General features: G+C 61.9%; 14 protein-coding genes. 7 read left to right on the top strand and 7 right to left on the bottom strand.

Annotated elements, in window-relative coordinates; translation table 11 throughout:
* Nucleotides 1-8: 8 nt before the first annotated feature.
* Nucleotides 9-2,078, bottom strand: coding sequence for an AsmA family protein (locus JN756_RS02815; RefSeq protein WP_046384876.1), 2,070 nt, complete (start codon nucleotides 2,076-2,078; stop codon nucleotides 9-11).
* Nucleotides 2,079-2,436: 358 nt separating this feature from the next.
* On the opposite strand from JN756_RS02815, the gene JN756_RS02810 reads away from it, so the two are divergent.
* Complete coding sequence (locus JN756_RS02810) at nucleotides 2,437-2,808, top strand: hypothetical protein (RefSeq protein WP_046384877.1); 372 nt, start codon at nucleotides 2,437-2,439, stop codon at nucleotides 2,806-2,808.
* A 160-nt stretch (nucleotides 2,809-2,968) separates the two neighbouring features.
* Nucleotides 2,969-3,601, top strand: coding sequence for a TetR family transcriptional regulator (locus tag JN756_RS02805; RefSeq protein WP_046384878.1), 633 nt, complete (start codon nucleotides 2,969-2,971; stop codon nucleotides 3,599-3,601).
* A 4-nt stretch (nucleotides 3,602-3,605) separates the two neighbouring features.
* On the opposite strand, the gene JN756_RS02800 is transcribed toward JN756_RS02805, so the two are convergent.
* Entirely contained in the window at nucleotides 3,606-4,112 is a 507-nt protein-coding gene (locus JN756_RS02800; protein ID WP_026140377.1) for a C40 family peptidase, read from the bottom strand.
* 338 nt (nucleotides 4,113-4,450) lie between these two features.
* Here JN756_RS02800 and ureE point away from each other — a divergent pair, with 338 nt between their 5' ends.
* From ureE to JN756_RS02775, 5 genes are all read left to right on the top strand, one after another.
* Nucleotides 4,451-4,951: an urease accessory protein UreE gene (ureE, locus tag JN756_RS02795; protein ID WP_046384879.1), complete on the top strand. Its 501-nt coding sequence runs from the start codon at nucleotides 4,451-4,453 to the stop codon at nucleotides 4,949-4,951.
* On the top strand, nucleotides 4,948-5,622 hold the full coding sequence (locus JN756_RS02790; protein ID WP_126588416.1) for an urease accessory protein UreF: 675 nt from the start codon (nucleotides 4,948-4,950) through the stop codon (nucleotides 5,620-5,622). Before ureE ends, JN756_RS02790 begins: the two co-directional genes overlap by 4 nt.
* A 9-nt stretch (nucleotides 5,623-5,631) precedes the next feature.
* Nucleotides 5,632-6,246, top strand: coding sequence for an urease accessory protein UreG (gene ureG / locus JN756_RS02785; protein ID WP_017849719.1), 615 nt, complete (start codon nucleotides 5,632-5,634; stop codon nucleotides 6,244-6,246).
* Nucleotides 6,247-6,268: 22 nt separating this feature from the next.
* Nucleotides 6,269-6,841, top strand: coding sequence for a HupE/UreJ family protein (locus JN756_RS02780; protein ID WP_201021762.1), 573 nt, complete (start codon nucleotides 6,269-6,271; stop codon nucleotides 6,839-6,841).
* Between the two features lie 196 nt (nucleotides 6,842-7,037).
* On the top strand, nucleotides 7,038-8,159 hold the full coding sequence (locus JN756_RS02775) for an AGE family epimerase/isomerase (RefSeq protein ID WP_169864652.1): 1,122 nt from the start codon (nucleotides 7,038-7,040) through the stop codon (nucleotides 8,157-8,159).
* A 127-nt stretch (nucleotides 8,160-8,286) separates the two neighbouring features.
* Here JN756_RS02775 and JN756_RS02770 read toward each other — a convergent pair whose 3' ends face one another.
* From JN756_RS02770 to JN756_RS02750, 5 genes are all read right to left on the bottom strand, one after another.
* Nucleotides 8,287-9,051: an SDR family oxidoreductase gene (locus tag JN756_RS02770; RefSeq protein WP_201021761.1), complete on the bottom strand. Its 765-nt coding sequence runs from the start codon at nucleotides 9,049-9,051 to the stop codon at nucleotides 8,287-8,289.
* Nucleotides 9,052-9,826: 775 nt separating this feature from the next.
* Nucleotides 9,827-10,543, bottom strand: a complete 717-nt coding sequence (locus JN756_RS02765) for an ABC transporter ATP-binding protein (protein WP_017849723.1) — start codon at nucleotides 10,541-10,543, stop codon at nucleotides 9,827-9,829.
* Nucleotides 10,540-11,415: an ABC transporter ATP-binding protein gene (locus JN756_RS02760; protein ID WP_201021760.1), complete on the bottom strand. Its 876-nt coding sequence runs from the start codon at nucleotides 11,413-11,415 to the stop codon at nucleotides 10,540-10,542. The genes JN756_RS02765 and JN756_RS02760 overlap by 4 nt, the downstream gene beginning before the upstream one ends.
* Entirely contained in the window at nucleotides 11,412-12,689 is a 1,278-nt protein-coding gene (livM, locus tag JN756_RS02755; protein WP_046490653.1) for a high-affinity branched-chain amino acid ABC transporter permease LivM, read from the bottom strand. Before livM ends, JN756_RS02760 begins: the two co-directional genes overlap by 4 nt.
* A 2-nt stretch (nucleotides 12,690-12,691) precedes the next feature.
* The gene (locus tag JN756_RS02750; RefSeq protein ID WP_003236186.1) at nucleotides 12,692-13,606 is read right to left on the bottom strand and encodes an ABC transporter permease subunit; all 915 of its coding nucleotides are present in this window, start codon (nucleotides 13,604-13,606) and stop codon (nucleotides 12,692-12,694) included.
* Nucleotides 13,607-13,766: the final 160 nt, after the last annotated feature.

Below are 13,766 nucleotides of genomic sequence, written 5' to 3'. Positions count from 1 at the left end.
GCGCCGAATCAACCTTTCACGGTCTTCGGCGCCTTGCCTTCCTTCATCTGCTGCAACAACGGCGCGCACTGATTGGGCACGTCGCCGCTCGGCGCGACCAGTGCCAGCAACCCGGCAGCCGGGCCGGCGATCACGCCCAGCGCGACCATGCCGGCGCCACGCAGTGCCAGGGGGATGGCTTTCACGCCGGCATTCGGTTTGATGAACGGACCGTTCACATACAGCGGTGAGCGCAGCGAGAACAGGCGGAAGCCTTTCGACTCCGGGGTGATGGTCAGGTCGAGCTGCTCCGAGGCCATGTTCGCCGTGCCATCGATATAGACGATGGCGTTCTCGGTATCGAACACAAACAAGCGCGTGGTCGCGAGCCCGGTCTTGATGCCGAAGTCGGCCGCCGCGCAGTTGATCTTCACTTCCTTGTCGCCAAACAGGCGCCCGACGACGTAGTTGCCTACGTTGAGCCCGACGATTTCCATCAGGCCTCGGCTGATGGCGCCGTCGTTGATCAGCATCTTCAGGTCACCGTTGGCCGAGCCCAGCAACGCCGCCACCGAGTTGCCGCGCCCGGCAATATCGGCATCGCCGTTGAGTTCGCCAAAGCTGGTTTTCATCGGCTCGAAGGTCGGGAACAACTGTTTGAGCTTGAAGTTGCGCGCGGTCAATTTGGCGCGGCCTTCCATCGGCGTGATGCGCCCGTTCAGGCGGATCTGTGCATCGAGCTTGCCGCCGGCCACGCCGAACCGCAGGGGTTGCAGGCTCAGTTCGCCATCCGTCAGCACCAAGTGCGTATAGAGATCGGTGAAGGGCAAGTCGGTGCTGTGGACGATGCGTTTGCCGGTGAATTCCACGTCGGCATCCATGTCACGCCAGCGCTCGGTGCGGAACGCTTCCACCGGCAGCACTTTGGTCGCCGGTTGCTTGCTCATCCCGCCACGGGCTTTTTGCTTGGCGTTGGAGTCGGCACCGATCAAGGGCGCAAGGTCAGCCATCAGCAGTTGGTTGGACACCAGCGTGCCGCTGAGTTTGGGCCGCGGCTGGCTGGCGACGTAGGCCAGGTTGCCGTGGATGTCGCTGTCGCCGATCTTGCCGTTGAAGTTGTCGTAGCGGAACGTCGCGCCGCTGGCTTGATGCAGTTGCGCGATCAGGCGCCCATCGGTGGAATAGGCCGGCGAGTCCGGCAGGGTGACGCCGGTCAGCGGGTACAGGTTGCCCAGGCTGGCGCCCGCGAGTTTCAGGCGCAGGTCCAGGGCACCGAGGTTGAGCGGGTCGGTCAGGGTGCCGGCCACGGCGATGCGGGTGTCGGCGACGTTCACCTGGGCTTGCAGCGGAAACGGCTTGGCCGCGTCCTGCAAGGCGAGCAGGCCGCCGATCTTGCCGCTGCCGTCGAGTGTCTGCCCGTGGTAGCGACCTTTGACCTTGAGGCCGAACGCATAGTCCTGGGGGGCCGCGCCTTTTTCCAAGACCTTTTTGGCATCCGCATCGCCGACGATTTCGCTAAACGGAATGGGTTTGCCCAGCGGGTCGATGATCACGTCCAGTTGGGTTTTGAGGGTCTGGTCGTCGAGGGTCACGTGGCCCTTGTCGAAGCCGATGGCACCGATGTCCACCACCCAGGCGGAGGGTTCGGCGTTAGGGTCCTTGGGATCGAATGTGAACACCCAGTTGGCGCGCCCATCGGCCAGGCGCTGCAACTCGGCGCTCGGTTCGACGAGGTCGATACGCGGGATCACCACGCGTTGCACCAGCAAGGCCAATGGCGAGATACGCAGCTCCACACGCTTGAGCGTGACCATCTGCGGGGTTTTCGACCAGTCGGGGTTGCCCAGGCTCAGGTCTTCGGCAATGACATGGGGCCAGGGCACCCAGGCGCGCCAGCCGCCCTCGTCCAGTTCACGGCGCCACACCACCGCCAGGTTGCCATTGATGGCGAACGGCCGATGCAGTTCTTCGGAAACCTTGGCATTGAGCGGCGGTTTGATGCGGTTCCAGTCGAAGAACAGCAAAAACACCACCACCACGGCGATTGATAGAACGATGCTGGCGCAGCACCAAGCGACGATTTTACGAGTGCGCGTCATTGCACAGAGCTCCTGAATACGACTGGCTGAGTCACAGCCCTTGAGACAGCTTATACAGCTAGGACTGGCAAACCCTCCCGGGGTTTAACCCAATCAACGTTTTGCCGGAAAAAACCCATTTTTCTGACCACTTCGACAGATTTATCCCACGCCAGCGCACCATTGTTACCCAGGCGCGTGTCGAAAATACCCAGCGCGGTGCAAAACCGCGGGCTTGAGAGGCTCGACTTAGAGCCTCCCATGGGAACAATCAATTCCGTTGATTATTACCATTGGGTTTATGAACTTTTATATCGACTTATCGAGAGTAGCATTAGCCCCGTACCCACTTAATCGCCCTCCCAAGGAGCAACCGATCATGAAACGCCAAGTACTCGCTACCGTGCTGCTGTCCGTCCTGGCATCCAGTGCCTTTGCCCTGCCGGCCGCTGAACAAGCGATCCCACAAGCCAAAGCCGATGCCGTTCAATTCAGCCAAACCCTCGCCCGTAGCGGGTCGCAAGAACAAGAGAACCGTGACTACGCCAAAGGCGCCGTTGCTGAAAATGGTTCGGAACAAGCCAACAAACGCGCTTACACCGAAGGCGTGACCGAAAACGGCCACAACCGCCTGGAAGAAAAAGGCCTGGTTGAAGGTGGTGCTGAACACGCCAACAAACGTGCCTATACAGAAGGTGTTGCTGAAGGCGGTGCCGACCGTCTGCAAGACCTGCATCAAGCTCAGAGCTAAGCCTGTGGTGGCCCGGAAAAAAGCCCGATCCCTGGATCGGGCTTTTGACTTTCTGCACAACGTGTCACGTATCCACGCCGCAATGCCCTGCCAAGTTCGACGTCTATGAAGCGGTTTTGCTAGAGTGCGTCGCTGTACTTGCCGACAAAGCCCGCCCGCCATGCTGCCCCGTGCCGAACAGAAGCAACAGACCCGCCTCGCCCTGATGGACGCAGCCCGCCATCTGATGGAGTGTGGCCGCGGGTTCGGCAGCCTGAGCCTGCGGGAAGTGGCCAAGACAGCCGGGATCGTGCCCACCGGGTTCTATCGTCACTTTGCCGACATGGACCAACTGGGCCTGGTGCTGGTCAGCGAAGTCGGCCAGACCTTCCGTGCCACGATCCGCCTGGTGCGCCACAACGAATTTATGATGGGCGGCATTATCGATGCGTCCGTGCGGATCTTCCTCGATGTGGTCGCGGCCAATCGCTCGCAATTCCTGTTCCTGGCCCGCGAACAGTACGGTGGCTGTCTGGCTGTGCGCCAAGCCATCGGCGCGCTGCGCGAAGACATCACCAGTGACCTGGCCGCCGACCTGACCCTGATGCCCAAGCTCCAACACCTGGACGCCGACGGCCTGCACGTGATGGCCGACCTGATCGTCAAAAGTGTGTTCGCCACCCTGCCCGACATCATCGACCCGCCCGCCCACGCGCTGCCCGCCCACCTCACGCCCCAGGCGAAAATCACCCAACAGTTGCGCTTCATCTTCATTGGCCTCAAGCACTGGCAGGGCCTCGGCAGCACCGAGTAAGCCGTCAACCCGCCGTGTGGAAACGCTTGGCGCCGGTGTAGTTCTTGTTCCAGTAGTTGTTGCTCAACGAATCGATCCGCACATTCTTGCCGGCCCGCGGCGAATGAATGAATTTCCCTTCGCCGATATACAGCCCCACATGGCTGACCTGACCGCGCCCGTTGCCTTTGAAAAACACCGCGTCCCCCGGCTTGAGCTCGTTGCGCTTGACGGTCGCAGCCGTTGAACGGTGCATCGCCGCCGTCGTGCGCGGGATGTGAATGTTGGCTTCGGTCTTGAACAGGTAGACCAGGAAACTACTGCAATCAAACCCTTGCTCGGCCGAGGTGCCCCCCCATTTGTACGGGGTGCCCAGCAGGGCATGGGCGCGGTCGACCACATTCGCCACCGAAGACGTTGGGACACCAGGCAGCGAAGAGCCGAATGTCGATTGGGGTTTCAGGTTGGCCGAGGCCGATGAGATGACACAGGAAAGACTGAAAAGGATTAAAAAGAAAAGTGACTTGAACATTGATGAATCGCCGTGGTGTTAAGACGGCGCAAATCCTAAAGAAACAGCGCGTAACTTTTTGAACGCGGAATCCGGATACCGCGTAGGAGAAATCTGAAAAAACACCAGTGCGAATTAGATGAGAGAAATTTCATGCAAAACCGCACGCCACATCCACACACAACGCCCCCATCCAGTGCCACACCTCCAGACGCGCACCAAATTGAAGCATAAAGGCGCTGACTGACGCCCTATTCGGTGGCATCGCTGCGCTCGCCTTCAGGGAATTCCTACTCCTGCGCGGGATTGGCAAGCCCCTTGCTCTAGCTCTCTTATCGCTCATAGCTGGAAGCCTTCTGATGCTGGTGATCCACCGCCGAATCGCCCCGCAAGCCCTCTGGGTCGCCGAGTTGCTGCTGAACTTCGAAGCACGCAGCAAAAGCCGCCTGCGCTGTTTCAGTGCCGACGGCGAAGACGTCGGCCTGTTCCTGGAGCGTGGCCAGCCGCCGCTGCACGATGGCGAGTTCCTACAGGCTGAAGACGGACGTGTAGTACGCGTCTGCGCGCGCCCTGAACAACTGCTGCACGTCACCTGTCGCAATGCATTTGAACTGACCCGCGCCGCGTATCACCTGGGCAATCGCCACGTGGCCTTGCAAGTAGGCGACGGCTGGCTGCGCCTGCTGGATGATTACGTGCTCAAGGCCATGCTTGAACAGCTGGGCGCGCGGACCGAAACCCTCGAAGCGCCATTCCAGCCGGAACACGGGGCCTACGGCGGCGGCCACCACCATTCACGCCATGGCGATGAAGATTTCAACTACCCGCCGAAGCTGCATCAGTTCGGCGTGCGTTTATGAACCCAGCCTGGGCGCTGCTGCGTCTGGCCAGTCCGCAATTGCCGATTGGCGGCTACAGCTATTCCCAGGGCCTGGAAATGGCCGTGGAGAATGGCCGCGTCAAAGACGCGGCCGGCGCCCGCCGCTGGATCAGCGACCAGTTGCTGCTCAACCTCGCCCGCTTCGAAGCGCCGCTGTTGCTCGCGCATTGCCGCGCCGCCGTGGCCGGCGATTGGTCGCAACTGACGCAACTGTGCGAGGAACACCGCGCCAGTCGCGAGACCCGCGAGCTGTATCAGGAGAGCCGGCAGATGGGGTACTCCCTGCAGCAACTGCTCAACGGCCTGCCGGAACTGGACGACGCGGCCCGTGATTTTCTCGCACAACACGCCGAGCCGCATCTGGCGCTGGGCTGGGCCCTGGCCGCACGCGCCTGGGGCATCAGCCCCGACGACGCCCTCGCCGCCTGGCTGTGGAGCTGGCTGGAAAACCAGCTGGCCGTGCTGATGAAAACCTTGCCGCTCGGCCAGCAGGCCGCCCAACGCCTGACCAGTGAACTGCTGCCCCTGCTGCAACACGCCCAGCAGGACGCCAGCCACATCGACCCCAACCATTTCGGCAGCGCCGCGTTCGGCCTGTCCCTGGCGTGCATGGCCCACGAGCGCCAGTACAGCCGCCTGTTCCGTTCCTAGGAGAAGCACATGAACACACAACCTCTGCGTGTCGGCATCGGCGGCCCGGTGGGCTCCGGCAAGACCGCCCTGACCCTGGCCCTGTGCCTGGCCTTGCGTGATCGCTACAACCTGGCGGTGGTCACCAACGACATCTATACCCGCGAAGATGCCGACTTCCTGGTGCGCAACCAGGCCCTGGCGCCCGAGCGCATCATCGGTGTGGAAACCGGCGGCTGCCCGCACACGGCGATCCGTGAAGACGCCTCGATCAACCTGGAAGCGGTGGACCAACTCAACCGGCGCTTTCCCGGCCTGGACCTGATCCTGGTGGAGTCGGGCGGCGATAACCTGTCGGCGACGTTCAGCCCGGAACTGTCGGACCTGACCATCTATGTGATCGATGTGTCCGCCGGCGATAAACTGCCGCGCAAGGGCGGCCCCGGCATCTGCAAATCCGACCTGCTGGTGATCAACAAGATCGACCTGGCGCCCTTGGTCGGCGCCTCGCTGGAACTGATGAACAGCGACACCCAACGCATGCGCAACGGTAAACCCTTTGTGTTCAGCAACCAGAAAACCGGCGTCGGCCTGGATGAGATCGTCGCCTTCATCGAACGCCAGGGCCTGCTGACTGCGGCCTGATCACCCCATAAGGAACCTGTCCATGCGCCTGAAAAAACTCTTCGCCACCGCCGCCCTGCTGCTCGCACCCGCCTTGGCCTTCGCCCACCCGGGTCACGGCGACAACGGCCTGGTGGCGGGTATCAGCCATCCATTGGGCGGTCTCGACCATTTGCTGGCCATGCTGGCGGTCGGCTTGTGGGCCGCCCAGCAAAAAGGCGCGGCGCGTTGGGCGCTGCCTTGCACCTTCGTGGCCACCCTGTTGCTCGGCGGCCTGTTGGGCTTTGAAGGCCTGGCGTTGCCGGCGCTGGAAAGCGGGATTGCCGCGTCGGTGCTGGCCCTGGGCCTGGCGGTGGCGCTGGCGGTGCGCCCGCCGTTGTTCATGGCGCTGGGGGCGACGGCCTTGTTCGCGCTGTTCCACGGCGTGGCCCATGGCTTGGAGCTGCCGGACATGTCCAGCCCTTGGGCGTATGCCGCCGGATTTGTCGGCGCCACCGCTGCGTTGCACGCTGCCGGTTATGCCGTGGTGCGCTGGCTGCCGACTGCGGCGGCGCCGTTGGTGCGGGTTGCCGGGGCGGCTTCGGCGGCGACCGGGGTTTGGTTGCTGGCTGGCTGATTTGCGGCGCGATTAAGCGCCTCATCGGGGGCAAGTCGAATCGTCGCACCGCCCCTCCCACATTCGCTTGCATTCCAAAGTTGGAACTCGGTCGAATGTGGGAGGGGGCTTGCCCCCGATAGCGGTGGCGCAGACACCACCGTTCCCAAGCCTGCTACCATGCGCGCCTACACCCCTGCCGTGACGACGCCAGCCGATGCCCATCGCTCCAAGCTCCGCCCTTCAGCCTTCCTTGAATGCCGTGCTCACGCACTTCCATGACCTGATCGTGCCGCTCTGGCAGGGCCCGGGCTGGAACGCCGAGCTGGCGCTGCCCTACGAGGCGCTGGACGCCGACCACCGGCCGCTGCCGCCGCAACGCTACCGCGCCATGGCCTGTGCCCGGCAGTTGTACCTGTTCGCCAGCCTGATCGGCGAACCCGGCGCAGCCTTTGCCGAAGAACGCGCTGCCGTGTTGTTCCGCTCGCTGCAACGGCATTTCCACGACGCCGAGCACGGCGGCTGGTTCTACAGCATCGACCCCGCCGGCCAGCCGCTGGACAAGCGCAAGGACCTCTACACCCACGCGTTCATCATCTTCGCCTGCGCCCATTACTGGGCCAAGGTACGCGAACCGCTGGTGGAGTCGGTGTTGAATGCGGCGCTGGAAGTGGTCGCCCAACGTTTCGCCAGCGGCGATGGCCTGTACGAGGCGGTGCTGGAGCGTAATTGGTCGTCCCTCAAGTCCGGCCCATTGCAAAACCCGCTGATGCACCTGGCGGAAGGCTTCCTCGCCACCCTGGCGGTGCGTGAAGACGCCGCGGTGCAAACCGCATTGCTGGCCTTGGCGACGGCCATGCAGCAGCGTTTCATCGAGCGCCAGCACGGCGTGATGATGGAAAAACCGCTGGGCGCTGTGGATAACTGGTTTGAGCCGGGGCACCAGTTCGAGTGGTTCTTCTTGCTTGAGTCTTCCGACGTGCTGCGCGGCACGCCGCTGCATGCTTCGCTGACGCGGGCCTTTGCCTATGCCGAGCAAACGGGTGTGGATAACCGGACCGGCGCGGTCAGCGGCATGCTTGCCCCGGACGGCAGCGTGCGCGACGGCACCCAACGCATCTGGGCCCAGGCGGAATACCTGCGCGCACTGACCTTGCGGCCGGGCAGCGAAGCCGTGCTGCAGCGCCAGTTGCTCGCGTTGCAGCAGCACTTCCTGCATGCCAAGGGCTGGAATGAATGCCTGGATGCCCAGGGCAGCGTGAGCCGACGGGATATGCCGTCGACCACGCCGTATCATCTGGCGACCTGTTATCAGGGGTTGGTCAAGGTTCTCGGCTGACCTTCAGGGCCTCATCGGGGGCAAGCCCCCTCCCACATTTGAAGGTGGTTCACAGATATTGATGTGTGAACCCAATTCAGTGTGGGAGGGGGGCTTGCCCCCGATACAGGCGACTCGGTCTAACCCCTTACTTGGCCCCACGCTCAATCGCAAACCCGGCCCAGCTCTGGCTCACCGGCATCAGCTCAAGGCGGTTGATGTTGACGTGCGCCGGGGTGTTCAGCACCCAGAAGATGGTGTCGGCGATGTCCTGCGGCTGGATCGGCTCGGCGCCGGCGTAGGTGGCGTCGTAGCGCGCCTGGTCGCCGCCGAAGCGCACCAGGGAGAACTCGCTTTCACACAGCCCTGGCTCGATGTTGGTCACACGCACGCCGGTGCCTTGCAGGTCGCAGCGCAGGTTCAGCGAGAATTGCTTCACGAACGCTTTGGAGCCGCCATACACGTGGCTGCCCGGGTACGGGTAGCTGCCGGCGATGGAGCCCAGGTTGATGATCCCGGCACCGCGGCCATAGGCGATCAGGCGCGGCAACAGCAGGTGGGTGGTGGTCAGCAGGCCCTTGATGTTGGTGTCGACCATGGTTTCCCAGTCGTCGAGGTTGCACTTGGGCGCGGGATCGGTGCCCACGGCCAGGCCGGCGTTGTTGATCAGCCCGCGCAGCTTGGCGAACGCGGGCGGCAGGCCGGCAATCGCCGCTTCCATGCCTTGGCGGTCACGCACGTCCACCACCAGGCCGTGTACTTCGGTCTGCTTGGAAAGCTCTTCGACCAGCGCGTTCAGACGCTCGGCACGACGACCGGTGAGCACCATTTTCCAGCCAGCTTCGGCAAACCGACGGGCGCAGGCTTCGCCGAAACCTGAAGTTGCGCCAGTAATAAACAGCGTGTTGGACATGGTGTTCTCCTTGCGGGCATCGGGAAAAAATAAGCCAGCAGAATGCCCTTACGCCGTCGTCGCGGCAACCGCTATGCACATCACGCCATGCACGCCTGATCAGTTTTTAACCAAACCACGCAAAGCCTTACACACCGTGGCCTGCAGCCATATGCGCGCAGGTTATCCACAATTGCGCCCACAGTCTTTGGGGGCAAGTGCAAAAAGCCCAGAGCCGCTGTGTACAAGGCTTTCAGGCGGTTTTGCAAAGTTTTTTGCTTGACCTGGACGAGGCGGTATGTAGGCCCATGCACGAGAGGAAAAACCGAACGATGGCTCCAGGCCAGTCATTCCGGCCTCTGCGGGCGTCTTTCCAGAGTTTAACCACAGACTTATCCACAGGTTGGACAGACATAATCCGGTCATATACCTGTGTCTTTAAACAGGTTGACAAACCCCTCGGCAGGTCGCCAAAAAGCCACTGATCAAAAAACAACCATCACGCTGCAGGCCACGTAATCAAAGGCTTTCAGCCAGCTACTCCCACGTTACCCACAGCCGGTTCCACAGCGGATGGGGACAAGTCAAAACTGTGACAAAACAGCGATTTGCGGCGGCTATCTGTCGCGCTTTGGAAGGTGGCCGGATTTGTTTTCCACAATTTGGGATCGCACTTGTGAACACCACAAAAACAAATGTGGGAGGGGGCTTGCCCCCGATGGCGGTGGGTCAGTATCAGGTGTTCTGACTGATACACCGCCATCGGGGGCAAGCCCCCTCCCACAAGGTTTATGCGTCAGTGGCCGCCGAGGTAGGCGTTGCGCACTTCCTCGTTCACCAGCAGCTCCTTGCCGGTGCCTGTCAGGCGAATCTCGCCGTTGACCATCACATACGCCCGGTCTGACAGACGCAGCGCATGGTTGGCGTTCTGCTCCACCAGGAAGATGGTCATCCCGGTGGCCGCCAGTTCGCGCAGGGTGGAAAAGATCTGCTTCACCACAATCGGCGCCAGGCCGAGGCTCGGTTCGTCGAGCAGCAACAACTTGGGCCGGCTCATCAGTGCGCGGGCGATGGCGAGCATTTGCTGCTCGCCACCGGACATGGTCATCGCCCGTTGGTTACGCCGCTCTTTGAGCCGTGGGAACAGCTCGAACATGCGCTGCATATCTTCCTGGGCGAACTTGTCACCGATGGGGATGGTGCCCATCAGCAGGTTTTCCTCGACGGTCATGTCGGGGAACACCCGCCGCCCTTCCGGCGACTGCGCAATGCCGTTGGACGCGATGTAGTGGGACGACTTGTGGGTGATGTCGACGCCGTTGTAGAGGATCTGCCCCGACTCCGCCCGTGGCTGGCCGAAGATCGACATCAGCAGCGTGGATTTCCCCGCGCCGTTGGAGCCGATCAGGCTGACCGTTTCGCCTTCGTTGATGTGCAGCGAGACTTTCTTCAGCGCCTGGATCGGGCCGTAGAACACGTCCAGGTCCTTCATTTCGAGGATAGGCCCGTTCATACAAGCTCCTCTTCATCCGCGCCCAGGTAGGCCGCGATCACTTTCGGGTCGTTGCGGATCGCATCCGGCCCGCCCTCGGCAATCACGTTGCCGTGGTCCAGCACCACGATGTGGTCGGAAATACTCATCACCATGCCCATGTCGTGTTCGATCAGCACCACTGTGAGGTCGTGTTCGTCGCGCAGCAGGCGAATCATCGCGCTGAGGGCTTCGGTTTCCTGGGGGTTGAGGCCCGCAGCCGGTTCGTCGAGACAGATGATCTGCGGCCGGGTACACATGGCGCGGGCGATTTCCAGGCGGCGCTGCTGGCCGTAGGAAAGCTCACCGGCCAGGCGGTTGGCGCAGTCCACCAGGTCGACCACTTCCAGCCAGTAGAAGGCGTGGTCGAGGGCGTCGCTTTCAGCCTTGCGGTAGCCCTTGGTGTTGAGGATGCCCGCGAGCATGTTGCGGTTGACCCACATGTGCTGGGCGACCAGCAGGTTTTCCAGCACCGACATTTCCTTGAACAGGCGAATGTTCTGGAAGGTCCGCGCCAGGCCGGCGCGGTTCACCAGGTGGGTGCCGCCGAACATCTTGTAGTACACGCGGCTGAAGAAGCTTTTCGGCGACACGAAGTCGATGGCCTCGAAGCGCTCGCCGAGCAGTTGGATCACGTTGGTCTGCTTGCCGCGCACGTTGAGTTCGATCTTGCCGCCACTGGCTTTGTAGAAGCCGGTGAGGCAGTTGAACACCGTGGTCTTGCCGGCGCCGTTGGGGCCGATCAGGGCGAAGATCGAGTTGCGTTCGACCTTGAGGCTCACGTCGCTCAAGGCCTTGATGCCACCGAAGTGCATCATCAGATGTTCCACGGACAGGATGACTTCCTTGCTCATGGCGCCACTCCTTTACGTGGGGTCACACCGGTACGGCTGATCCGGATCAGGCCGCGTGGCCGCCAGATCATCATCACCACCATCAACACGCCAAACAGCAGCACGCGGTACTCAGAGAAGCTGCGCAGCAGTTCCGGCGCGACGGTCAACACGAACGCCGCGATCACCACGCCCACCGTCGAGCCCATGCCGCCCAACACCACGATGGCCAGGATCAGCGCCGACTCGAAGAAGGTGAACGACGACGGGTTGACGAAGCCTTGGTAACTGGCGAAGAACACCCCGGCCAAACCAGCTGTGGAGGCGCCGATGGTGAACGCCGAGAGCTTGACCAGCACGTGGTTCAGGCCCATGGAGCGACAGGCGATTTCATCTTCGCGCAAGGCTTCCCAGGCGCGGCCGACCGGCATGCGGGTCAGGCGATGCTTGATGTACAGCACGGCCAGCACCACCAGGAACAGCACGATGTAGATGAACATGAACTTGATGTTGGGGTTGTAATCGAGGCCGAAGAACTCATGGAACGGAATCCCGCCGTCCTTCGCTTTGCGCCCGAATTCCAGGCCGAGGAAGGTCGGCGAAGGCACCGGCATGCCGTTTGGCCCGCCGGTGAACGACAGCCAGTTGTTCAGCACCAGGCGGATGATTTCACCAAACCCCAGGGTCACGATCGCCAGGTAGTCGCCGTGCATGCGCAACACCGGGAAGCCGAGTATGCACCCCGCCAGCGCCGCCGCGATGGCCGCCAGCGGCAGCACCGTCCAGAAACCCAGGCCGAGGTATTGATACCCCAGCGCGAGGCCGTAGGCACCGATGGCGTAGAACGCCACGTAACCCAGGTCGAGCAAGCCGGCCAGGCCGACCACGATGTTCAGGCCCAGGCCGAGCAGTACGTAGATCAGCCCGAGGATCACCACGGTGAGCAAGTACTTGTTGGCGAAGATCGGGAACACGATGGCGATCACGATCAGCGCCGGGATGATCCAGCGCAGCCGCGACTTGTAGTCCGGCGCCAGCACGTGGACGCCCGAACCGCTGTTCTCGAAGCCCTGCAGAATCTTCACGCCCTTGGGCGTTTGCAGGAACAGGCTGAGGGCAAAGCGGCCGGCCATCACGATGGCGACCAGGATCGCCACGCGCGCAGGTTGCAGGTTGAAGCTGTAGCCGTCGAGCACCACGCCGACGATCGGACCGAACACGATCAACGCAATCAGCCCGGCGAGGATCGTATCGACCACACTTTTTTTGATATCAATCGATTTGGCAGCAGACATGTTTATACCTTAGCCACGAGTGGGCGACCAAGCAGGCCCTGGGGACGGAAAATCAGAATCACCACCAACAGGGAGAAACTGAACACGTCTTTGTAGTCAGAGTTGATCAACCCCGAGAACAGCGACTCCGAAATACCGAGGATGATCCCGCCCAGCATCGCCCCAGGCAGGGAACCGATGCCGCCGAGTACCGCCGCGGTGAAGGCCTTGATGCCGATGATGAAGCCGGCGTAGAAGTCGAACGTGCCGTAGTTGAGGGTGATCAACACGCCGGCCAGGGCCGCCATGGCGGCACCGATGACAAACACGTAGGAAATCACGCGGTCGGTGTTGATGCCGAGGATCGAGGCCATCTTGCGGTCTTGCTGGGTAGCGCGGCACATGCGGCCGAGCTTGGTGTACTTGATGATGTAGGTCAGCAAGGCCATGCCGGCGAAGGCAGCGACCAGGATGAAGACCTTGGTGTACGTCAACTGGACGAAACCGCTGCCGATATCGACGCGCCAGGCGCCGGCCAGCAGGGTCGGAATGCCTTGTTGCTTGGCGCCCTGGGCGATCTGTGCGTAGTTCTGCAGGATCAGGGAGATACCGATGGCGCTGATCAGCGGTGCCAGTCGGGTGGAGTTGCGCAGCGGTTTGTAGGCGACCCGTTCGATGACCCAACCGTAAACGCCGGTGACGACCACGGTGAAGATCAGGGTGCCGAGAATGAGCAGCGGGAAGGATTCGATGCCGAAATAAGCCAGCAGTGCCAGACTGATCGCCGCGAGGTAAGCGGAAATCATATAAACCTCGCCATGGGCGAAGTTGATCATGCCAATGATGCCATAGACCATTGTGTAGCCGATGGCGATCAGGCCATAGACCGACCCGAGGGTCAGGCCATTGACCAGTTGCTGCAGGAAAATACCATCCATAACGCAATCTCACGCGGTGAGCACCTGCACACCGGTAGGTGTGCGGCGCTTCTGGAGGAAAAGACAGATCTCAATCACAACCCAGTCCCCCTGTGGGAGGGGGCTTGGCCCCGATTGCGGAGGGTCAGCTATACATCGGGTGGCTGATACACCGTCATCG

Origin of the sequence: Pseudomonas sp. Y39-6 (assembly GCF_023651955.1) — a bacterium.
GTDB lineage: Bacteria > Pseudomonadota > Gammaproteobacteria > Pseudomonadales > Pseudomonadaceae > Aquipseudomonas > Aquipseudomonas veronii.
This window is presented reverse-complemented; position numbering and strand designations above follow the sequence as displayed.

Excerpts from the sequence above, each read along its gene's own strand:
- ureG (WP_017849719.1), top strand. The coding sequence starts at position 5,632 with ATGAACACACAACCTCTGCGTGTCGGCATCGGCGGCCCGGTGGGCTCC.
- JN756_RS02750 (WP_003236186.1), bottom strand. The coding sequence starts at position 13,606 with ATGGATGGTATTTTCCTGCAGCAACTGGTCAATGGCCTGACCCTCGGG.
- livM (WP_046490653.1), bottom strand. The coding sequence starts at position 12,689 with ATGTCTGCTGCCAAATCGATTGATATCAAAAAAAGTGTGGTCGATACG.
- JN756_RS02810 (WP_046384877.1), top strand. The coding sequence starts at position 2,437 with ATGAAACGCCAAGTACTCGCTACCGTGCTGCTGTCCGTCCTGGCATCC.
- JN756_RS02805 (WP_046384878.1), top strand. The coding sequence starts at position 2,969 with ATGCTGCCCCGTGCCGAACAGAAGCAACAGACCCGCCTCGCCCTGATG.
- ureE (WP_046384879.1), top strand. The coding sequence starts at position 4,451 with ATGCTGGTGATCCACCGCCGAATCGCCCCGCAAGCCCTCTGGGTCGCC.
- JN756_RS02770 (WP_201021761.1), bottom strand. The coding sequence starts at position 9,051 with ATGTCCAACACGCTGTTTATTACTGGCGCAACTTCAGGTTTCGGCGAA.
- JN756_RS02800 (WP_026140377.1), bottom strand. The coding sequence starts at position 4,112 with ATGTTCAAGTCACTTTTCTTTTTAATCCTTTTCAGTCTTTCCTGTGTC.
- JN756_RS02780 (WP_201021762.1), top strand. The coding sequence starts at position 6,269 with ATGCGCCTGAAAAAACTCTTCGCCACCGCCGCCCTGCTGCTCGCACCC.
- JN756_RS02760 (WP_201021760.1), bottom strand. The coding sequence starts at position 11,415 with ATGAGCAAGGAAGTCATCCTGTCCGTGGAACATCTGATGATGCACTTC.
- JN756_RS02815 (WP_046384876.1), bottom strand. The coding sequence starts at position 2,078 with ATGACGCGCACTCGTAAAATCGTCGCTTGGTGCTGCGCCAGCATCGTT.
- JN756_RS02790 (WP_126588416.1), top strand. The coding sequence starts at position 4,948 with ATGAACCCAGCCTGGGCGCTGCTGCGTCTGGCCAGTCCGCAATTGCCG.
- JN756_RS02765 (WP_017849723.1), bottom strand. The coding sequence starts at position 10,543 with ATGAACGGGCCTATCCTCGAAATGAAGGACCTGGACGTGTTCTACGGC.
- JN756_RS02775 (WP_169864652.1), top strand. The coding sequence starts at position 7,038 with ATGCCCATCGCTCCAAGCTCCGCCCTTCAGCCTTCCTTGAATGCCGTG.